This is a genomic window from Paraburkholderia bryophila, assembly GCF_013409255.1.
In the GTDB taxonomy this organism is placed as follows: domain Bacteria; phylum Pseudomonadota; class Gammaproteobacteria; order Burkholderiales; family Burkholderiaceae; genus Paraburkholderia.
Genome location: NZ_JACCAS010000002.1, coordinates 2108721 through 2123488 on the forward strand (window position 1 = coordinate 2108721; position 14768 = coordinate 2123488).

Sequence of the window (14768 nt, forward strand, 5' to 3'; positions counted from 1 at the left end):
TTTCCTCGCTACGCACGAACCGCTAATTACGGCCGGCCTATATCGTCAGCACGGACGTCCGCCGAGTTCTGCCAGCCACGCGGGCGCGCTTTGCAGCGCAACGGGCCGAAGGAATCGATCCATCGCGGCATAACCCACCGACGTCGTGAACGGTTCCGTGGAGGTTGGCCACGGACCACCGTGTTGCTGACTGCGCGCCACGGCGACACCCGTGGGCACCCCGCTGAATAGAACACGACCCGCGATTTGCGTCGCGCAGCGCGTAATACGGCGTACGTCGGCGGAATCGTTTTCCGCGCCCCATAGCGTGACGGTAAGACTTCCGCCGACCGCGTTCAGCACGTTGACGATCTCATCGGCCGATTTCACGCGCACGACCAGGCACGCGGGACCGAACACCTCTTCGCGCAGCGTAGGGTCCGCAATGAAGTTTGCCGCGCTGGTTCGCGCGAGCAGCGGACGCGGCGGCGCGTTGTCGTCGCTGTCCTGCTCGGCGCCTAGAACAGTCTGTACCCCAGGCGCGCGCGTGAGGCGTGCAACGCCTGCGTCGAAATTGCGCTTCACGCCGGGCGTTAGCATGGTGTGGGTCTTTCTGGTTTGCAACGCGTCGCATAGTGCATTTTCGAAGCGGTCGGCGTCCGCGCCTTCGATCAGCACGACAACGCCGGGGCTCGTGCAAATCTGCCCAGAACCGAATTCGATCGATGCCGCCAGAGCCTGCGCGAGTTCTTCGGCCTGCGCGCTCAGCGCGGCAGGCAGTGCGACCACCGGGTTGATCGAACCGAGTTCAGCGTAGAACGGAATGGGCCGCGGACGCGAATTCGCTTCCGCCCACAACGCCTTGCCGCCCTTGAACGAACCGGTAAACGCAACGGCGGCGATGTCAGGGTTACGCACCAGCGCAACGCCGACGTCAACGCTCGCGCCTTCCACGAAGCCCATCACGGCTTGGGGCAAGCTCTGCTTCGCCAGTACGGATTGCGCCAGTTCGAACACGCGACGCGACAGCCTGGGATGACCAGGGTGTGCCTTGACGACCACCGGACAACCGGCAGCCAGTGCGGACGCGGTGTCGCCGCCCAGAACCGAAAACGCCAGCGGGAAGTTGCTTGCAGAGAACATGGCGACGGGGCCGAGCGGAACGCGAACCCGCGTCAGACGCGGACGTCCAACGGGCGGCGCGCCGGCGATGGCTTCGTCGTCGGTCAGCGCGAAGGCGTTACCGGTTTCGATATGGTCAGCGAAGGCGCCGAGCTGGAACGTGGTGCGGTCCAGCTCGGCGTTCAGACGCACGGCGCCCAACGCGCTTTCTTCGTCGGCGAGACGGACCAGTTCTTGCCGGTTGTCGACCAGCACATCGCCCAATCCGCGCAAAAATTCTGCACGAGTTTGCGCGGAAGACCGAGCCCAGTCGTCGGATATGCGCGCGGCCGCCTCGACGGTTGCCTGAATCTGCGCGGCGGTGTGCTCCTGAATCTGCATGACTACTCCAAACGATTGCTGATTAGAAATGGATTTCGGCCTGGAACATCGGTACCGAGGTGATCGTGCTGACCGTTTCGCGAGTCGGCGAGCCGTACATGTGATACCAGTATTCGTAACCTACGCCCACATAAACGGTGCGCGGGTGACCGGCCAGCGCGCCGACGTCCGCGAGCAATGAAGCGCGGGTCAGGAATTCAGTCGTCGTCTGAACGCCAAAACCGTCCTTGCCTTTAGGCCCCGTTATGCTTGCAAAACCGCGGAACATCAACGGCACCGGACCGACACGGAACGGATAGAGCCACGAGCTTTCGACGTGCCATGCCGCGTTGTAATGCACGTCGACGCCGACAATGCCGTTGTGATTGCTTTCTGTGCGGAAACCCGCGGTCAGGTTCCAGAATCCGCGCGGCAAGGCAAATTCGATGGTTGGGCCGAAGACGATCATTCGGGCGCGTTGTGCGTAGGCGTCGTTCTTCGAGCCAAATTCATAACCGCCGGTCAGGCCGACATCGCGAATTACGCCGATACCAATCTGTTTGCCGAAAATCTTGCTGGCGCTCAGCGTGACACGGCCCACGCTATACACTTCCTGCGCACCCCCAGCGCTCGGACCGCCGACCTCCGGGTTGGCCGAGTTCGACACGAGGTAATCGACGTTGAATGCGTAGCTACCGAACTTGAAGCCGCCAGTCGTCGTGAGGTAACCGATGTTCTGCGAAACCTTGTCGGGAACGCCGGGATAGTGGAAGTTGCTGCCGTAGCGATAGCCGATAAACGTGTCATTCCACGACACCGGTGGCACACCGGTCTGCTCCGCCGATTTCAGATCCGGAAAAGTGAGAGGCGCGGTTCCGTTCGGCGGGGTTTGCGGCGTTGCTTGCGTGCTTTGAGCTTGTGGCGGCGCGGTCGTCGTGGGAGCGGTCAGCACTTCTTCGGCGAAACCGAACTCGGTCAAACAACAGAATAGCGCTACGCCGAGAAGCGGCTTGCGCAACGCTTTGGAAATTTTTTTCATGTCTCCGTCCAGGTTGGAATTATGTTTATCGGCGAGGCGTGGTCGTTTTCCGACTCTCGATTCGGCGCACCGTAGGCCCCCCGCTGATCAGTCCGGCACTGGGCCGTTCTATCGCGGTGGTTGGAGGGAATAGTATTGAAGGCCCGGTCGTCTGCCTTTACACAAAAGTGAGATTCGCTGGCATTTTTTCCAGACGGCAGCGAGGGCCAGATCGGCTGGAAAAAGTACCAGTGAATCTACGTTTTGTGCAGGGACTAGCGGCCGTGCTTTGATGTAGGGTCGTCGATTGCCGTGCGGAGGCAGGAGGGCGACGCTGTGCGCGTTGGCCGGCTTTACCGCATGTGCGGTGCGAGCCGTGCCCGCGTCCGGGTAAGTGACAGGTTTGTCCCGCGCGAATGTATGGAAAAATATGGCTGTTTACGCAACGTGCCGCGAGTGTAAGGACTGCATGCTCTTGCGGGACAGCTTCAAGTTTTTTGTAAGAAGCGATGCGCTTGCCAAGGAGACTTTATGACACACAGCGCCGTGGCAAAGTATCAACCCAAGTCGGCTCCCAATGCGAAGCGAACCACTGTCCCAAAAGTCCGACTATACGTTGAGCGGCCCGAGGCGAAGAACTGGTTCGTGCACGTTGGGCATGTCACTGAACGGGGGCGGTGGCGTACTGAGCCGCACGCGCATCCGGCCTACGGTCAGGTTATTTTCGTTCGCAACGGGCGCGGTGTGATGAACCTCGAAGGTAGCAGCGTACCGTTCGAAGGCCCCTGTGCCTTGTTGTTGCCGACCGAATGCGTTCATGGTCTCGATTACGAGGTCGATGTCGATCGTTGGGTGGTGACGATCGAGGTCGCCTATCTGACGCAAGTCAACGCGAAGCTTCGCGAGTTCATTTCGCTCTGGTCGCTGCCCCGAATGATTCCGCTCTCTCATTCCGCCGAGGCCGGCATGGAGTTTTGCAGCCTGATCAACAGCCTCAAGCAGGAGGCCGAGTCGGAGGCGGTCGGCCATGTGGTCGGTACAGAGGCATTGCTCACGAGTCTTCTGCTCATGCTGGTTCGTCAAACACGTTTGGACCAGACCAGTAATGACGGCGCAGTCCGCAATGATATCCGGCAGGTAGACCGGTTCCGCAAGTTGATCGATGAACACTTTCGGGAGAATCTGCCGCTGCAAGACTATGCATCGATGATGGCGGTGTCTCTGGTGCAATTGCGAGCGGCCTGCGCGTCGGCTTCGGAGCAAAGCCCTACGAAAATGATTCACGCGCGCATTATCACGGAAGCGAAGCGCAACCTTATCTTCGGCGATATGTCGGTGGAACAGATCGCCTTCTGGCTCGGTTTCGCGGATGCAGCGTACTTCACGCGGTTCTTCCGGCGCGAAGTGGGGCAGGCGCCGAGTCAGTTTCGCGTCGCCGCACGGCAACAGCCTGATCGTAAGGCGTTGTCGTAGCAAGTCCGGTTCGGGCAACGCGCCTGACTCAATAGAGAAGGTGCCAGCGAATCGGACTTTTGTGCAGGGACGAATGCTGGCGAATCGAATACGCTCAAGCAGACCGTTCCCACATGCGTCTCTACATCATTCGACTATGACCCGGTTGTTCCAGAGAAATAGCCTGACGCGTTTGGGCGTAATGGCTGCGCTTTCCGTGCTTACCTTGTCGGCATGCACGCTCGACACACCTACCCGTAGCGCGATGACATCGTTGGTATCCGCACACTCGGTGTTTGTCTACGTCGGCACGCTGCAGAGTCAAATCGACGGACTGCGCCTCGACACGTCGACAGGCGAGTTGACGTCAATCGGCGCGGTCGCGCAAGGCCTCAAATCCACGTGGGTGACGGCGCATCCCGAGTTGCCGGTGCTCTATGGTGTCGACGACGACAGCGCCAAAGAAGGTAGCATCACCGCCTACGAAGTGAATCGTGGTACGGGCACGCTCAACCGGATCAACGCGAGTCACACGGGTGGCCACGGAACCACGTTCTTGCACTTCGATGTCCCGTCGAACACGCTGCTTGGCGCCAATTACAACAGTGGGTCCGTGTCGAGTGTCGCGGTCAATTCCGATGGCAGCATGGGCCCGCTCGTGTCGACGATCACAGAAACAGGTTCAGGACCGAGTCGCAGGCAGGCGAGCGCGCATGCGCACAGTGTTGCGATCGATCCGTCCGGGCGGTATGCGCTCGTTGCGGACCTGGGCGCGGATCGCGTGTTCATCTATCGCTTTGATCGAGGCACACACGCGCTCTCACAAGCTGACGGTCCCGGTCCGCACGAGTTCGTCGCGCCGCCGGGAAGCGGCCCACGCCACCTCGCGTTCGGCTCGAACGGCCAGTTCGTCTACTTGCTGACGGAATTGAGCGCGGAGATCATGGTGCTGCGTTGGGACGCAAGACAGGAGAATTTGACGCTAGTGCAATCGCTGCCGATCAGCACCCAGGACCTTCAGGGGGTGAAGAGCGGAGCCGAGATCGCGGTCAGTCATGATGGTCGTTTTGTCTACGTCGAAGACCGCGGAGAAAATTCACTTGTCGTCTATCGTATTAGCCATGATTCGGGAGAATTGTCGCTGGTTCAGCGTATTTCCTCGGGCGGTGACAAACCGTGGGGATTCGGTATCGATGCGTCGGGAAAATGGTTGCTTGTCGCGAACCAGCGTAGCGGCAAAGTGAATGTGTTTAGCGTCGATACGGTGTCCGGCAGGGTGTCGAACACAGGTCAATCGGCTGCGGTTTCATCGCCGACCAGTATTGCTTTTGTGAAGTGAGGCGGGGGAGTGGAGGAAGAGCAGCTCTTCAGGCTTCCATCGAGTAGCCACAGGGTCTTTACAGAGAACTTGCGGCGGGGCTTTGTCGCAGGATTGATGAAATCACCTCTATGTCCCGCTCATTTTCTGCACTCACCCTCACGCTCAAGCTGACGTAAGCATGCCCACTCTCGCCAGCTCAAAGCGTTTGCACTCCGCCTTCAGCCAGGTCGAGAACGCCACGGCACGCGGTTCGTTCGGATCCTGGCAAAGCAGCACATAACGCGCCGGCGCCCGCACCGTTCGATCGAAGACCTTCACGAGCCGTCCACTCCTGAGCTCTTCCTGAATCAGCACGGTGCGGCTCATCACGATGCCCTGATGATTCAGCGCGGCCGAAATGGCCAGACTCGACAGATTGAACTGCGGACCTGCCGCGCGTTCAACCCAGTCGGGAAAACAGTCGGCTGCCCACGTCCGCCATTCGATGTATTCCGGCGCGCCCACCCATGGCTCCGCATCGTGCAGGAACACCAGATCGTCCGATAGCTGTCCAGCCGCAAGAGACGGATGCGCGGCGACGTAGTCCGGCGTCGCGACCGCCACTAAGTACTCTTCCAGGATCACTTCTTCCGACATCGACGGCTGCCCGTGCGGGCTATATCGAATCGCGACATCAATGTCGCTCTCCATCATGATCTGCCGGTTCAAAGGCTGAAACTCCGCCTGCAGGCGCACCGAAATATCCGGTTGATCGCGATGGAATTCGACCAGTCTCGGCATCAACCACTGCAACGCGAACGACGGTAGGCAATTCACCTTCAAGGGCGTACCCGAAAGGCTCAGACGATGCACCGTATGGCTGATTTCCGAAAACGCGTTCGAAGTCGTTTCGTAAAGCTGCACCCCTTTCTCGGTGAGCGCGAGACCTCTTCCCTGACGCTTGAATAGCGGGTAACCCAGCCTGTCCTCCAGGTTGCGGATCTGCTGGCTCACGGCACTTTGTGTGAGATTCAGCGCCACTGCGGCCTTAGTGAAGCTCAACTGACGGCCGGCCATTTCGAAGCATCGCAGCGCGCCGAGAAAAGAGGAGTCGAGGGTGATTCGCATAAGTTGGGCTAATGTTTCGATTAGAACAATCCGCTATTTTGATCTTCACGCACAGTCTACGATAAGCCCGTCAGATACAGAACACAGCAAATCAGGCGGAATCAGATGGCGAAGCTTTTACACCCCACCGATCTATTAAACAGGCTGCAGGCACGCACGCCGCTGTTGTGGCTGAACCCACACTTAGGCGAGGCACTGCCGCCCGACGCGCCGCATCCCGTCCTGATCGAAGACGCCGAGCAGCGGATCAGGCGTCACGAGCCTTTGCTCAAGCGGCTATTCCCGGAGTTGCGAGAAACCGGGGGCCGTATCGAGTCGAGTCTGATGCCGGCCGACGCGTTGCAACTCGCTCTGGGCCATGTAAGCGACCGGGACGCGTGGTTTGTCAAACGCGACGACTCGCTGCCTGTCGCAGGATCGATCAAGGCGCGAGGCGGCTTTCATGAAGTACTCGCGGTTGCTGAGCGCATTGCGCGCGACTACGGGGGAATGTCGGCCAATGATCCCGTCGACTACCTGCTGTCGGAAAACACAAAACGGTTGTTCGCGAACCATACGATCGCGGTCGGCAGCACGGGCAATCTCGGACTAAGCATCGGCGTGCTGGCCGCGGCGCTGGGCTTCGATGCGGTCGTGCACATGTCGCGCGACGCCAAACAGTGGAAGAAGCAGCGACTGGTGAGTCGAGGCGTGCGCGTGATCGAGCATGACGGCGACTACGCGAAAGCGGTCGATGCAGGCCGCCAGGCGGCGCAGTCGAATTCGCGCTGTCATTTTGTCGACGACGAGTGTTCCGCGCTGCTGTTCTTCGGCTACGCGGCAGCGGCCCGACATCTCGCGGTGCAACTCGAGCAGGCGGGCAGAGTCGTCGATGAAGCTCACCCGCTGTTCGTCACCATTCCGTGCGGTGTGGGCGGTGCACCGGGCGGCATTACCTATGGACTGAAAGCGCTGTTCGGCCAACATGTGCACTGCTTTTTCGCGGAACCGGTCGCGTCGCCCTGCATGCTCGTCCAGTTGGCGGCCGTGCATGACGAGCCGCTTTCTGTCTACGACATTGGGCTCGACAATCGTACGGAGGCGGACGGGCTGGCGGTTGGACAGGCGTCGCGCTTCGTTAGTCCGCTGATGAAAGCGCAGCTCTCGGGGATCTTTACGGTCCCGGACGACACGCTCTACCGGCATCTGCGAATCGCGAGAACTTCGCTGGGCATTGCGCTCGAGCCCTCCGCCGCGGCGGCAATCGGTGGACCGGGTTGGCTGGCTAATTCGCCGGAAGGCAAGCGTTATATCCAAAGCCACGCACCCTCATACGCGCAGTCGGCGCACGTAATCTGGACTACGGGTGGTTCGCTCGTACCCGCCGAAGAATGCGCGCGATATGCGCGCGTCGCGGCTTAAAAAAATTCTCGACTCAGTTCTCCCACGCCACGCCTTCAATAGATTCTGCGCAGGTGTTGATTGCCTATATAGGCACGGCGTGCATAAATAGCATTCCTCATTCTATAGAACCAAGGGGTTGTTCATGAACTTTCGTCTATTGGTTTCAATCGCTCTGTCTGTCGCGACCGTCAGTCTCTCATCAGGCGCCAGTGCGGCGTCGCCAGATGCATTGCAACGAGCGAAGGCCGCTGGTGTTTTGCAAGTCGCCACAGAAGAGCAATACGCTCCCTACGACTTTATCGAGAACGGGAAACACGTCGGGATCAACGTCGATATCCTCGCGGAGGTCGGCAAGGAACTGGGTCTGAAGGTCGAGTACACGGATCTTCCATGGGACAGCGTGCTTCCGGGGTTGCAGGCCAAAAAATACGACGTCGTAGCCGGGCCGGCTGGGATCTCCGCCGAACGGCAAGCACGTTTCCGCTTCCTGATCCCGATCAGCATTGACACGACGGTGATCCTCAAACGCAAAGGCGACACGTCGCTCGTGAAGTCAGCGGATATTGCCGGCAGGAGGATCGGCACTCAACGTGCGGCCAGTCCGCTACAAGATCTGAAGGCCTACGCGAGCACGCTGGGCAAACCGCCTGTCATTGTCGAGTACGTCGCCTTTACCCAGGCCAATGCGGACCTTGCCGCAGGACGAATCGACGGCGTGGCCAATTCATCGACCAATACGCTGTACACGGCGGAAAAGCGGAAAGACGCGTTTGAGGCGGTCGTGCCGGGCTTCGGCAAACCCGAGTACTCGTCTTTCGTGGGTCGCAAGGATGCCGATTCGAAGACCCTTCTCGATGCGATGGACTCGGCGCTTCTCAAGATGGAGAAAGACGGGCGCATGAAGGCGATCCAGATCAAATGGTACGGGCACCAACTCGACCTTCCCGACCACGTACCCGCTCCGTAATCGCATCAGGGCGATCTGCATGCAGCCGGGCCGCCATTTGTCCGCGAGCGCAACCAACGACATCTCGCGCCCCAGCGTGAGCCGGCAGTTTTTCGGGTGCTGTATCTGGCCAATATGGGGTGAATGAATTGCTAGAAAATCTCCTTCCGTTTGTCGTCAAAGGATTGGGAGCAACCATCTTCTATTCGCTGTCCTCGGCAAGTCTGGGTTTTGTCGTCGCGGTCATCGTGTGCTCAATGCGATTGACGAATTCAAGGATGGCTTATGGCGTGAGTAGTTTCTACGTCAGCATGATGCGCGGCGTCCCACTGATCGTGCAGTTGCTTATCGCCTACTACTGCCTGCCCGAGCTCGGCATTAACGTGTCGCCGGTCGTCGCTGCGATTTCCACACTGGGGCTGTGTAGCGGGGCTTATCAGGCGGAGATTCTACGCGGCGGGTTCCTCGGTATTCCTGGTGGGCAAATCGAAGCGGCGAGGATGGGCGGTCTGAGTGGTCGGCAGATTCTGCTGTTCATCCAGATTCCGCAGGCGGTGCGGTTGACTTTCCCCGCGCTAATCAACGAGGCGACCAACATGGTGAAGGCGTCATCGCTTATCTCGGTGGTGGGCGTGCTGGAGTTGACCCGGCTCGCCCAGAACATCGCCGCCAGTACTTACAAGCCACTGCCGGCTTATGCCGGCGCCGGATTGGTCTACCTCGCCGTGACGACGTGCGTCGCGGCATTTGGGAAAAAGATGGAGCGGAAATTGGCGATCGAGGACATCAAATGACATTCGACCTTCACGTCATTACCGGGAACTGGGCGCAGATTCAGGACGGCATGTTTCTGACCATCGTTCTGTGGCTGTGCGGATGTACTCTGGCGATGCTGACGGGTTTCTTTGCGGCAACGCTTTACCACTACCTCGGCGAGACCACCCGCAAGCTGATCAGGCTCTACGTGGTGGTGTTTCGAGGCACGCCCTTTCTGGTGCAACTGTTTCTGCTCTATTACGGCGGCCCTTCGGTCGGCATCGTCCTGTCACCGCTCGCCGCGGGACTGGTGGGCATCACGCTGTACGCGGGGGCGCAATTCACCGAGCTATTCCGGGCGGGGTATGAATCGATTCCGCGCGGTCAGGTGGAGGCTGCGGAGATTTTCGGGTTGCCGAATAGAAGCATCGTGTGGCACGTGCAGTTGCCGCAGATGATCCTGATCATCTTGCCCTCTCTGATCAACCTGTATCTCGACACCATGAAGGACACGGCGTTGTTGTCGGTGATTTCTATCCCTGAAGTTACCGCCATTTTGTCCGGAATCGGCTCGTCGACTTACGCGTTCGCGGAAACACTTTTTGCACTCGGGGCGTTCTACTGGCTCATGCTCGAAATCGTGACCTTCCTCGGACGTTCGATAGAGCGGCGCGCCAGCCGTTACACGACTCACTGAGATCGCGTGCCTTGAGCGTTTCTCGAGCGCAACCTGAACTACTGAAATCGATCGGAAGACAAGTATGAGTTCGACCATCATCAGCGCCAAACAGATTGTCAAGAAATATGGGCATCACGAGGTATTGCGGGGACTCTCGCTGGACCTGCGACGCTCGGAGGTGACCTGCATTATCGGCCCGTCGGGATCGGGGAAGAGCACTCTCCTGCGATGCATGGCGTTTCTCGAGAAGTACGACAGTGGCCGCGTCGAGATAGAGGGGCGTTTGCTCGGCTACAACGAAGTCAATGGGCAACGGCGGCTGGCTACGCCGGCCGAGATCGACGACGTGCGCAAAAGCGTCGGGTTTGTGTTTCAGCACTTCAATTTGTGGCCTCACATGTCCGCGTTGGAGAACGTCGCGATGCCGATTTACCTCGCGGCAAGCTGTTCACGAGGCGAAGCGAGAGTCCGCGCCAAAGTCGCGCTTGAAAAAGTCGGACTGAAGGAAAAGGCCGACAGCTATCCGGGGCAACTGTCGGGCGGACAGCAACAGCGTGTCGGGATCGCCCGCGCGCTGGCAAAACAGCCTGACGTCATTCTGTTCGACGAACCCACGTCCTCACTGGATCCGGAAATCGTGGGCGAAGTGCTTCAGGTGATGCGTCAACTTGCGCAGGAGGGTATGACCATGGCCGTCGTCACGCACGAGATGGGGTTTGCCGCACAGGTAGCGGACCAGGTCGTTTTTGTCGACGGCGGCGTTATCTCGGCGCGCGGTGCGCCGAGAGACGTGTTTGCGCAGACCGGCAATCCACGCCTTACGCGCTTCCTCAAAGACTTCCTCGACAGAAACGCGTTCTTCGTCGACCCCGCTTATTGAAGCGCGCGCTTCACCGCCACGTTGAAACGCGTTCGAACGAAACAGATACTCGACCAGGATGCCGATATGAACGATCCAAAGACCGCCACTTACCGGGCAATAGAAAATCACTTTCTCCGATACCAGGAATTGCAACAGGTATCGGTGCAGGAGAATCACAATCCGATGGTGAGCCTCGCCAGCGAATTCTCCGGGAAGATATTGATCGAAGACCCACGTATGCGCGAATTCACCGGCGACGATATCTACGTCCGACGTACCGTTGCCCGCATGCTTCAGTTGGCGAATGACGAGCTTCAAAATATCTGGCCGGACTGCGATCTCGAAGTGACCTATGGCTACCGTCACCTAGACATTCAGACGTCGGAGTTTGAGGCCCAGAGAAAAGAGACACAGCGGGATTTCCCTTTGCTGAATGGTGTCGAGCTCGACGAAGCCACTCACCGATTTGTCGCGGCGCCCGAAGTAGCAGGGCATCCGACAGGCGGCGCGGTGGATCTCCGAATACGGCGTACCGCAGGCGACCTGCTCGAAATGGGCACCAACCTGGGCGATTTCAGTTTCGACACCTACGTGTTTTCTCCGTTCATTACACGCGAGGCGTGGCACCACCGCCAGATCCTGAGGGCATGCATGCTGAAGGCTGGGTTTGCGCCATTCGACGGCGAGTGGTGGCATTTTTCCTTCGGCGACCGGGAATGGGCAAGGTATTTCAACAGGAGTCAGGCGGTGTATTCGCAGATTCGATTCAGTCTATTTTGAAGAATGAGTTCCGCGCCGAACCTGACTGGTCGTCCACCACCACCTCGCAACATTCGATAGACATGAACGAAAATCACCCAAGGTTCGAGCCGCCTCGCCTTTACGAGCAGGAGACGTCGCTTGAACTGCTAGCCAACCGGCACGGGCTGAATCAAGCCAGCATGATCGACTTCTCTCTCAACGTTAATCCGTTCGGCTGCTCGCCGGATGCGATTGCCGCGGCACGCGAGGCTATTGAAAATGCGAACGTCTATCCGGATATCAACCTGTCTGTATTGCGGGCTGCGCTTTCGCGGAAATATCGGCATGCGCAAGAGAAGTATCTCTTTGGCGCAGGTCTCGACGACGTTATCAAGCTGCTGATCCACGCATGGGCGTCGCCAAAAGACAAGATTCTCGTCCACTTGCCGACCTTTCCTCGCTATGCCCTTGAAGCACGCATGCACGGCTGCGAAGTGATTGGAGTGAAGGGTAAGGACAGTAAAAAATTCGACATCGATCGGTACGCCGAGGCCTTGCGGAACAACCCAATTTCAATGGCCTTCATTTGCTCGCCAAACAATCCAACAGGGGAGTTTGTCAGCGGCGACGTGATCGAGTATCTGGCCAGATCGTCGCCCCGTACGATTTTCGTCGTGGACGAGGCGCTGATCAATCCGGCAACGGAAGGCTCTCTCAGACTGCCGGAGCGATTGAAGAACGTCGCCGTTCTGAGGACTTTTTCGAAGCTTTTTGGTTTGGCGGGAATGCGCGTGGGATTTGCAATCGCCGATGAGCGACTCATTGACGCGGTCAGATTGGTGCGCCCACCTTTTAATGTGTCGCTGCCTGCCGCGGCCGCTGCGGTCGCAGCGCTTGAGGACGACGATTTCATCGCGAAGTGCAGCCGGATATTTGTCGAGGAAAGTGAGTACTTCCGCCGGAGGATCAGCGAGAAGCCGGGTGTCGCTGTGGTCGGCTCCCACGGCAACATGATGCTGTTGGAGCTCGAATCGCTCTCTTCATCGCAGGCCGCGGCGAAGCTGGCGAGCGAGGGACTGGTCGTTGCGGACGCCACGTCGTTTGACGGCTTGCAAAACACCGCGACGCTGCGCATTTCTCTCAGAAGCAGGACCGAGAACGAGAAGCTGATTTCCGCGTTGCTAGCGCTCTAGATTTTCGGGCGCATTGCGCTGCACGGCCCAATGGTGCGCCATCTCTCTTCAACTCATTACACGGCACGACAATGGACATGACTGTTCAACGGATTCTTACTCCCGGTTCGGTAACGTTGGGGCATCTGCGCGAGATCTACGAGAAAGGCACGCCGTTCTCGATCGACCCGGAGGCGATGACTGGCGTCGTGCGCGCGCAAGATGTCGTCACGGCGCTGGTCAACGAAGGCAAAACGGCTTACGGCATCAACACCGGTTTCGGCAAGCTCGCCCAAACGATAATTCCAACCGGCAAGCTTGCGCAACTCCAGGAGAACCTGGTGCTCTCGCACAGCGTCGGAACCGGCGAATGTCTCGACGACCAAACCGTTCGTCTCATCATGGCGCTCAAGGCAGTCAGCCTTGCCCGCGGTTACTCGGGCATTCGCCCCGTGGTGATCGAACGCATTGTTCAGCTTGCGAATGGCGGGTTCTATCCGCGCATTCCTTCCAAAGGATCGGTCGGTGCTTCGGGTGATCTCGCCCCGCTTGCGCACCTGGCCGCCGCGCTTATCGGCGTGGGTCGCGTGAACTATCGCGGCACCGAAATGAGCGCGAAGGACGCACTTGAACGCATCGGCGTCGCTCCGTTGGAACTCGGACCCAAGGAAGGCCTGGCGTTGCTCAACGGCACACAGGTGTCGACTGCGTTCGGTCTGGTCGGGCTGTTTGGCACGGAGCGGGTATTCGCCGCGGCTGTGACGACGGGGGTACTCTCACTCGAAGCCATCATGGGTTCCAAGGTGCCGTTCGATCCGCGCATTCACGAGGCGCGTGGGCAGCAAGGTCAGATTGACGTCGCGGCGATCTACGACGACATGCTCACCGGTAGCGGCATTCTGGATTCGCACGCCGACTGCGGGCGAGTTCAGGACCCGTACTCGATCCGTTGCCAGCCGCAAGTGATGGGCGCGTGTCTCCAGCAGATCCGCTATGCCGCGGAGGTGCTGCGTGTCGAATCGAACGCAGCCTCCGACAATCCACTCGTCTTTGCCGATGAGGGCGACGTTCTGTCGGGCGGCAACTTTCACGCGGAGCCGGTGGCCTTTGCGTCGGATGCACTGGCGGTCGCGATCGCCGAGATCGGTGCAATGTCCGAACGGCGTATTGCATTGCTTCTCGATACCCATCTCAGCGGTCTGCCGGCGTTTCTCGTCGAGGACAGCGGCCTGAACTCCGGGTTCATGATCGCGCAGGTGACCGCCGCCGCTCTCGCGTCGGAGAACAAATCACTCGCCCATCCGGCGAGCGTCGACAGTTTGCCGACGTCCGCCAATCAGGAGGATCACGTCTCGATGGCGGCCTTCGCGGGCCGTCGGTTGGCGACGATGGTCGACAACACGGCTGGCATCGTTGCCGTCGAGGCACTGGCGGCCGCGCAGGGTATCGAATTCCGCCGACCGCTGCGCTCGACCGAAGCCATCGAGGCCGCGATCAACGACATTCGCGCTCACGTGCCGGCGTATGACAAGGACCGTTTCTTCGCCCCCGATTTGCAGGCCGCGAAGGACTGGGTCATGGAATATCGGTTGCCACTTCAACACCAGGCCACGCTTCCCAGCTATTCGGCCTGATCGCTCCGATCGGCAGTGCAAGGTTCGCCGACCGGTAACGGGTCGGGCGGTAATGGGTGTGTGAGTGAGTAGCCGGCAGGACGGGTTGTCGTCACGCGACAGATCAACTTTTTAAAGGATGGAGCGTCGAAAGCTTGCGTTGGAAGTTGAGAGTGATGGCGCGACAGGTTACGTCGGGTCCCTCGACATCCTCGCAAACCGGAGGCACCCCTATAAGCGACCATGTCGACACGTAA

General features: G+C 59.2%; 13 protein-coding genes. 10 read left to right on the forward strand and 3 right to left on the reverse strand.

Annotated elements, in window-relative coordinates:
• Positions 1–45 precede the first annotated feature (45 nt).
• The gene (locus tag GGD40_RS30405; protein WP_179746134.1) at positions 46–1482 is read right to left on the reverse strand and encodes an aldehyde dehydrogenase (NADP(+)); all 1437 of its coding nucleotides are present in this window, start codon (positions 1480–1482) and stop codon (positions 46–48) included.
• Between the two features lie 22 nt (positions 1483–1504).
• Positions 1505–2500, reverse strand: coding sequence for a hypothetical protein (locus tag GGD40_RS30410; protein ID WP_257030624.1), 996 nt, complete (start codon positions 2498–2500; stop codon positions 1505–1507).
• A gap of 510 nt (positions 2501–3010) precedes the next feature.
• Between GGD40_RS30410 and GGD40_RS30415 the strand changes: the two genes are divergently transcribed.
• Both GGD40_RS30415 and GGD40_RS30420 read left to right on the forward strand, forming a co-directional pair.
• Positions 3011–3952, forward strand: a complete 942-nt coding sequence (locus GGD40_RS30415) for a helix-turn-helix domain-containing protein (protein ID WP_179746135.1) — start codon at positions 3011–3013, stop codon at positions 3950–3952.
• Positions 3953–4025: 73 nt separating this feature from the next.
• Positions 4026–5270, forward strand: a complete 1245-nt coding sequence (locus GGD40_RS30420; RefSeq protein ID WP_179710641.1) for a lactonase family protein — start codon at positions 4026–4028, stop codon at positions 5268–5270.
• A gap of 144 nt (positions 5271–5414) precedes the next feature.
• Here GGD40_RS30420 and GGD40_RS30425 read toward each other — a convergent pair whose 3' ends face one another.
• A complete protein-coding gene (locus GGD40_RS30425; protein WP_179710633.1) occupies positions 5415–6359 on the reverse strand; it encodes a LysR substrate-binding domain-containing protein in 945 nt (314 codons plus the stop codon).
• 105 nt (positions 6360–6464) lie between these two features.
• On the opposite strand from GGD40_RS30425, the gene GGD40_RS30430 reads away from it, so the two are divergent.
• The 8 genes from GGD40_RS30430 (at position 6465) to hutH (ending at position 14532) form a co-directional block, all read left to right on the forward strand.
• Entirely contained in the window at positions 6465–7760 is a 1296-nt protein-coding gene (locus tag GGD40_RS30430; protein WP_179746136.1) for a D-serine ammonia-lyase, read from the forward strand.
• 124 nt (positions 7761–7884) lie between these two features.
• The gene (locus GGD40_RS30435; protein ID WP_179710629.1) at positions 7885–8709 is read left to right on the forward strand and encodes a transporter substrate-binding domain-containing protein; all 825 of its coding nucleotides are present in this window, start codon (positions 7885–7887) and stop codon (positions 8707–8709) included.
• Between the two features lie 119 nt (positions 8710–8828).
• On the forward strand, positions 8829–9482 hold the full coding sequence (locus GGD40_RS30440; RefSeq protein ID WP_179746137.1) for an amino acid ABC transporter permease: 654 nt from the start codon (positions 8829–8831) through the stop codon (positions 9480–9482).
• Positions 9479–10141, forward strand: a complete 663-nt coding sequence (locus GGD40_RS30445) for an amino acid ABC transporter permease (protein WP_179710625.1) — start codon at positions 9479–9481, stop codon at positions 10139–10141. Before GGD40_RS30440 ends, GGD40_RS30445 begins: the two co-directional genes overlap by 4 nt.
• Before the next feature lie 64 nt (positions 10142–10205).
• Positions 10206–11003 (forward strand): amino acid ABC transporter ATP-binding protein, encoded by a 798-nt coding sequence (locus GGD40_RS30450; RefSeq protein WP_218901351.1) that lies wholly within the window; start codon positions 10206–10208, stop codon positions 11001–11003.
• A gap of 66 nt (positions 11004–11069) precedes the next feature.
• Complete coding sequence (locus tag GGD40_RS30455; RefSeq protein ID WP_179746138.1) at positions 11070–11765, forward strand: M15 family metallopeptidase; 696 nt, start codon at positions 11070–11072, stop codon at positions 11763–11765.
• Positions 11702–12919 carry a pyridoxal phosphate-dependent aminotransferase gene (locus tag GGD40_RS30460; RefSeq protein ID WP_179746139.1) on the forward strand — a complete coding sequence of 406 codons (1218 nt, stop codon included), beginning with the start codon at positions 11702–11704 and terminating at the stop codon, positions 12917–12919. Before GGD40_RS30455 ends, GGD40_RS30460 begins: the two co-directional genes overlap by 64 nt.
• 71 nt (positions 12920–12990) lie before the next feature.
• On the forward strand, positions 12991–14532 hold the full coding sequence (gene hutH, locus GGD40_RS30465; RefSeq protein WP_179746140.1) for a histidine ammonia-lyase: 1542 nt from the start codon (positions 12991–12993) through the stop codon (positions 14530–14532).
• Positions 14533–14768: the final 236 nt, after the last annotated feature.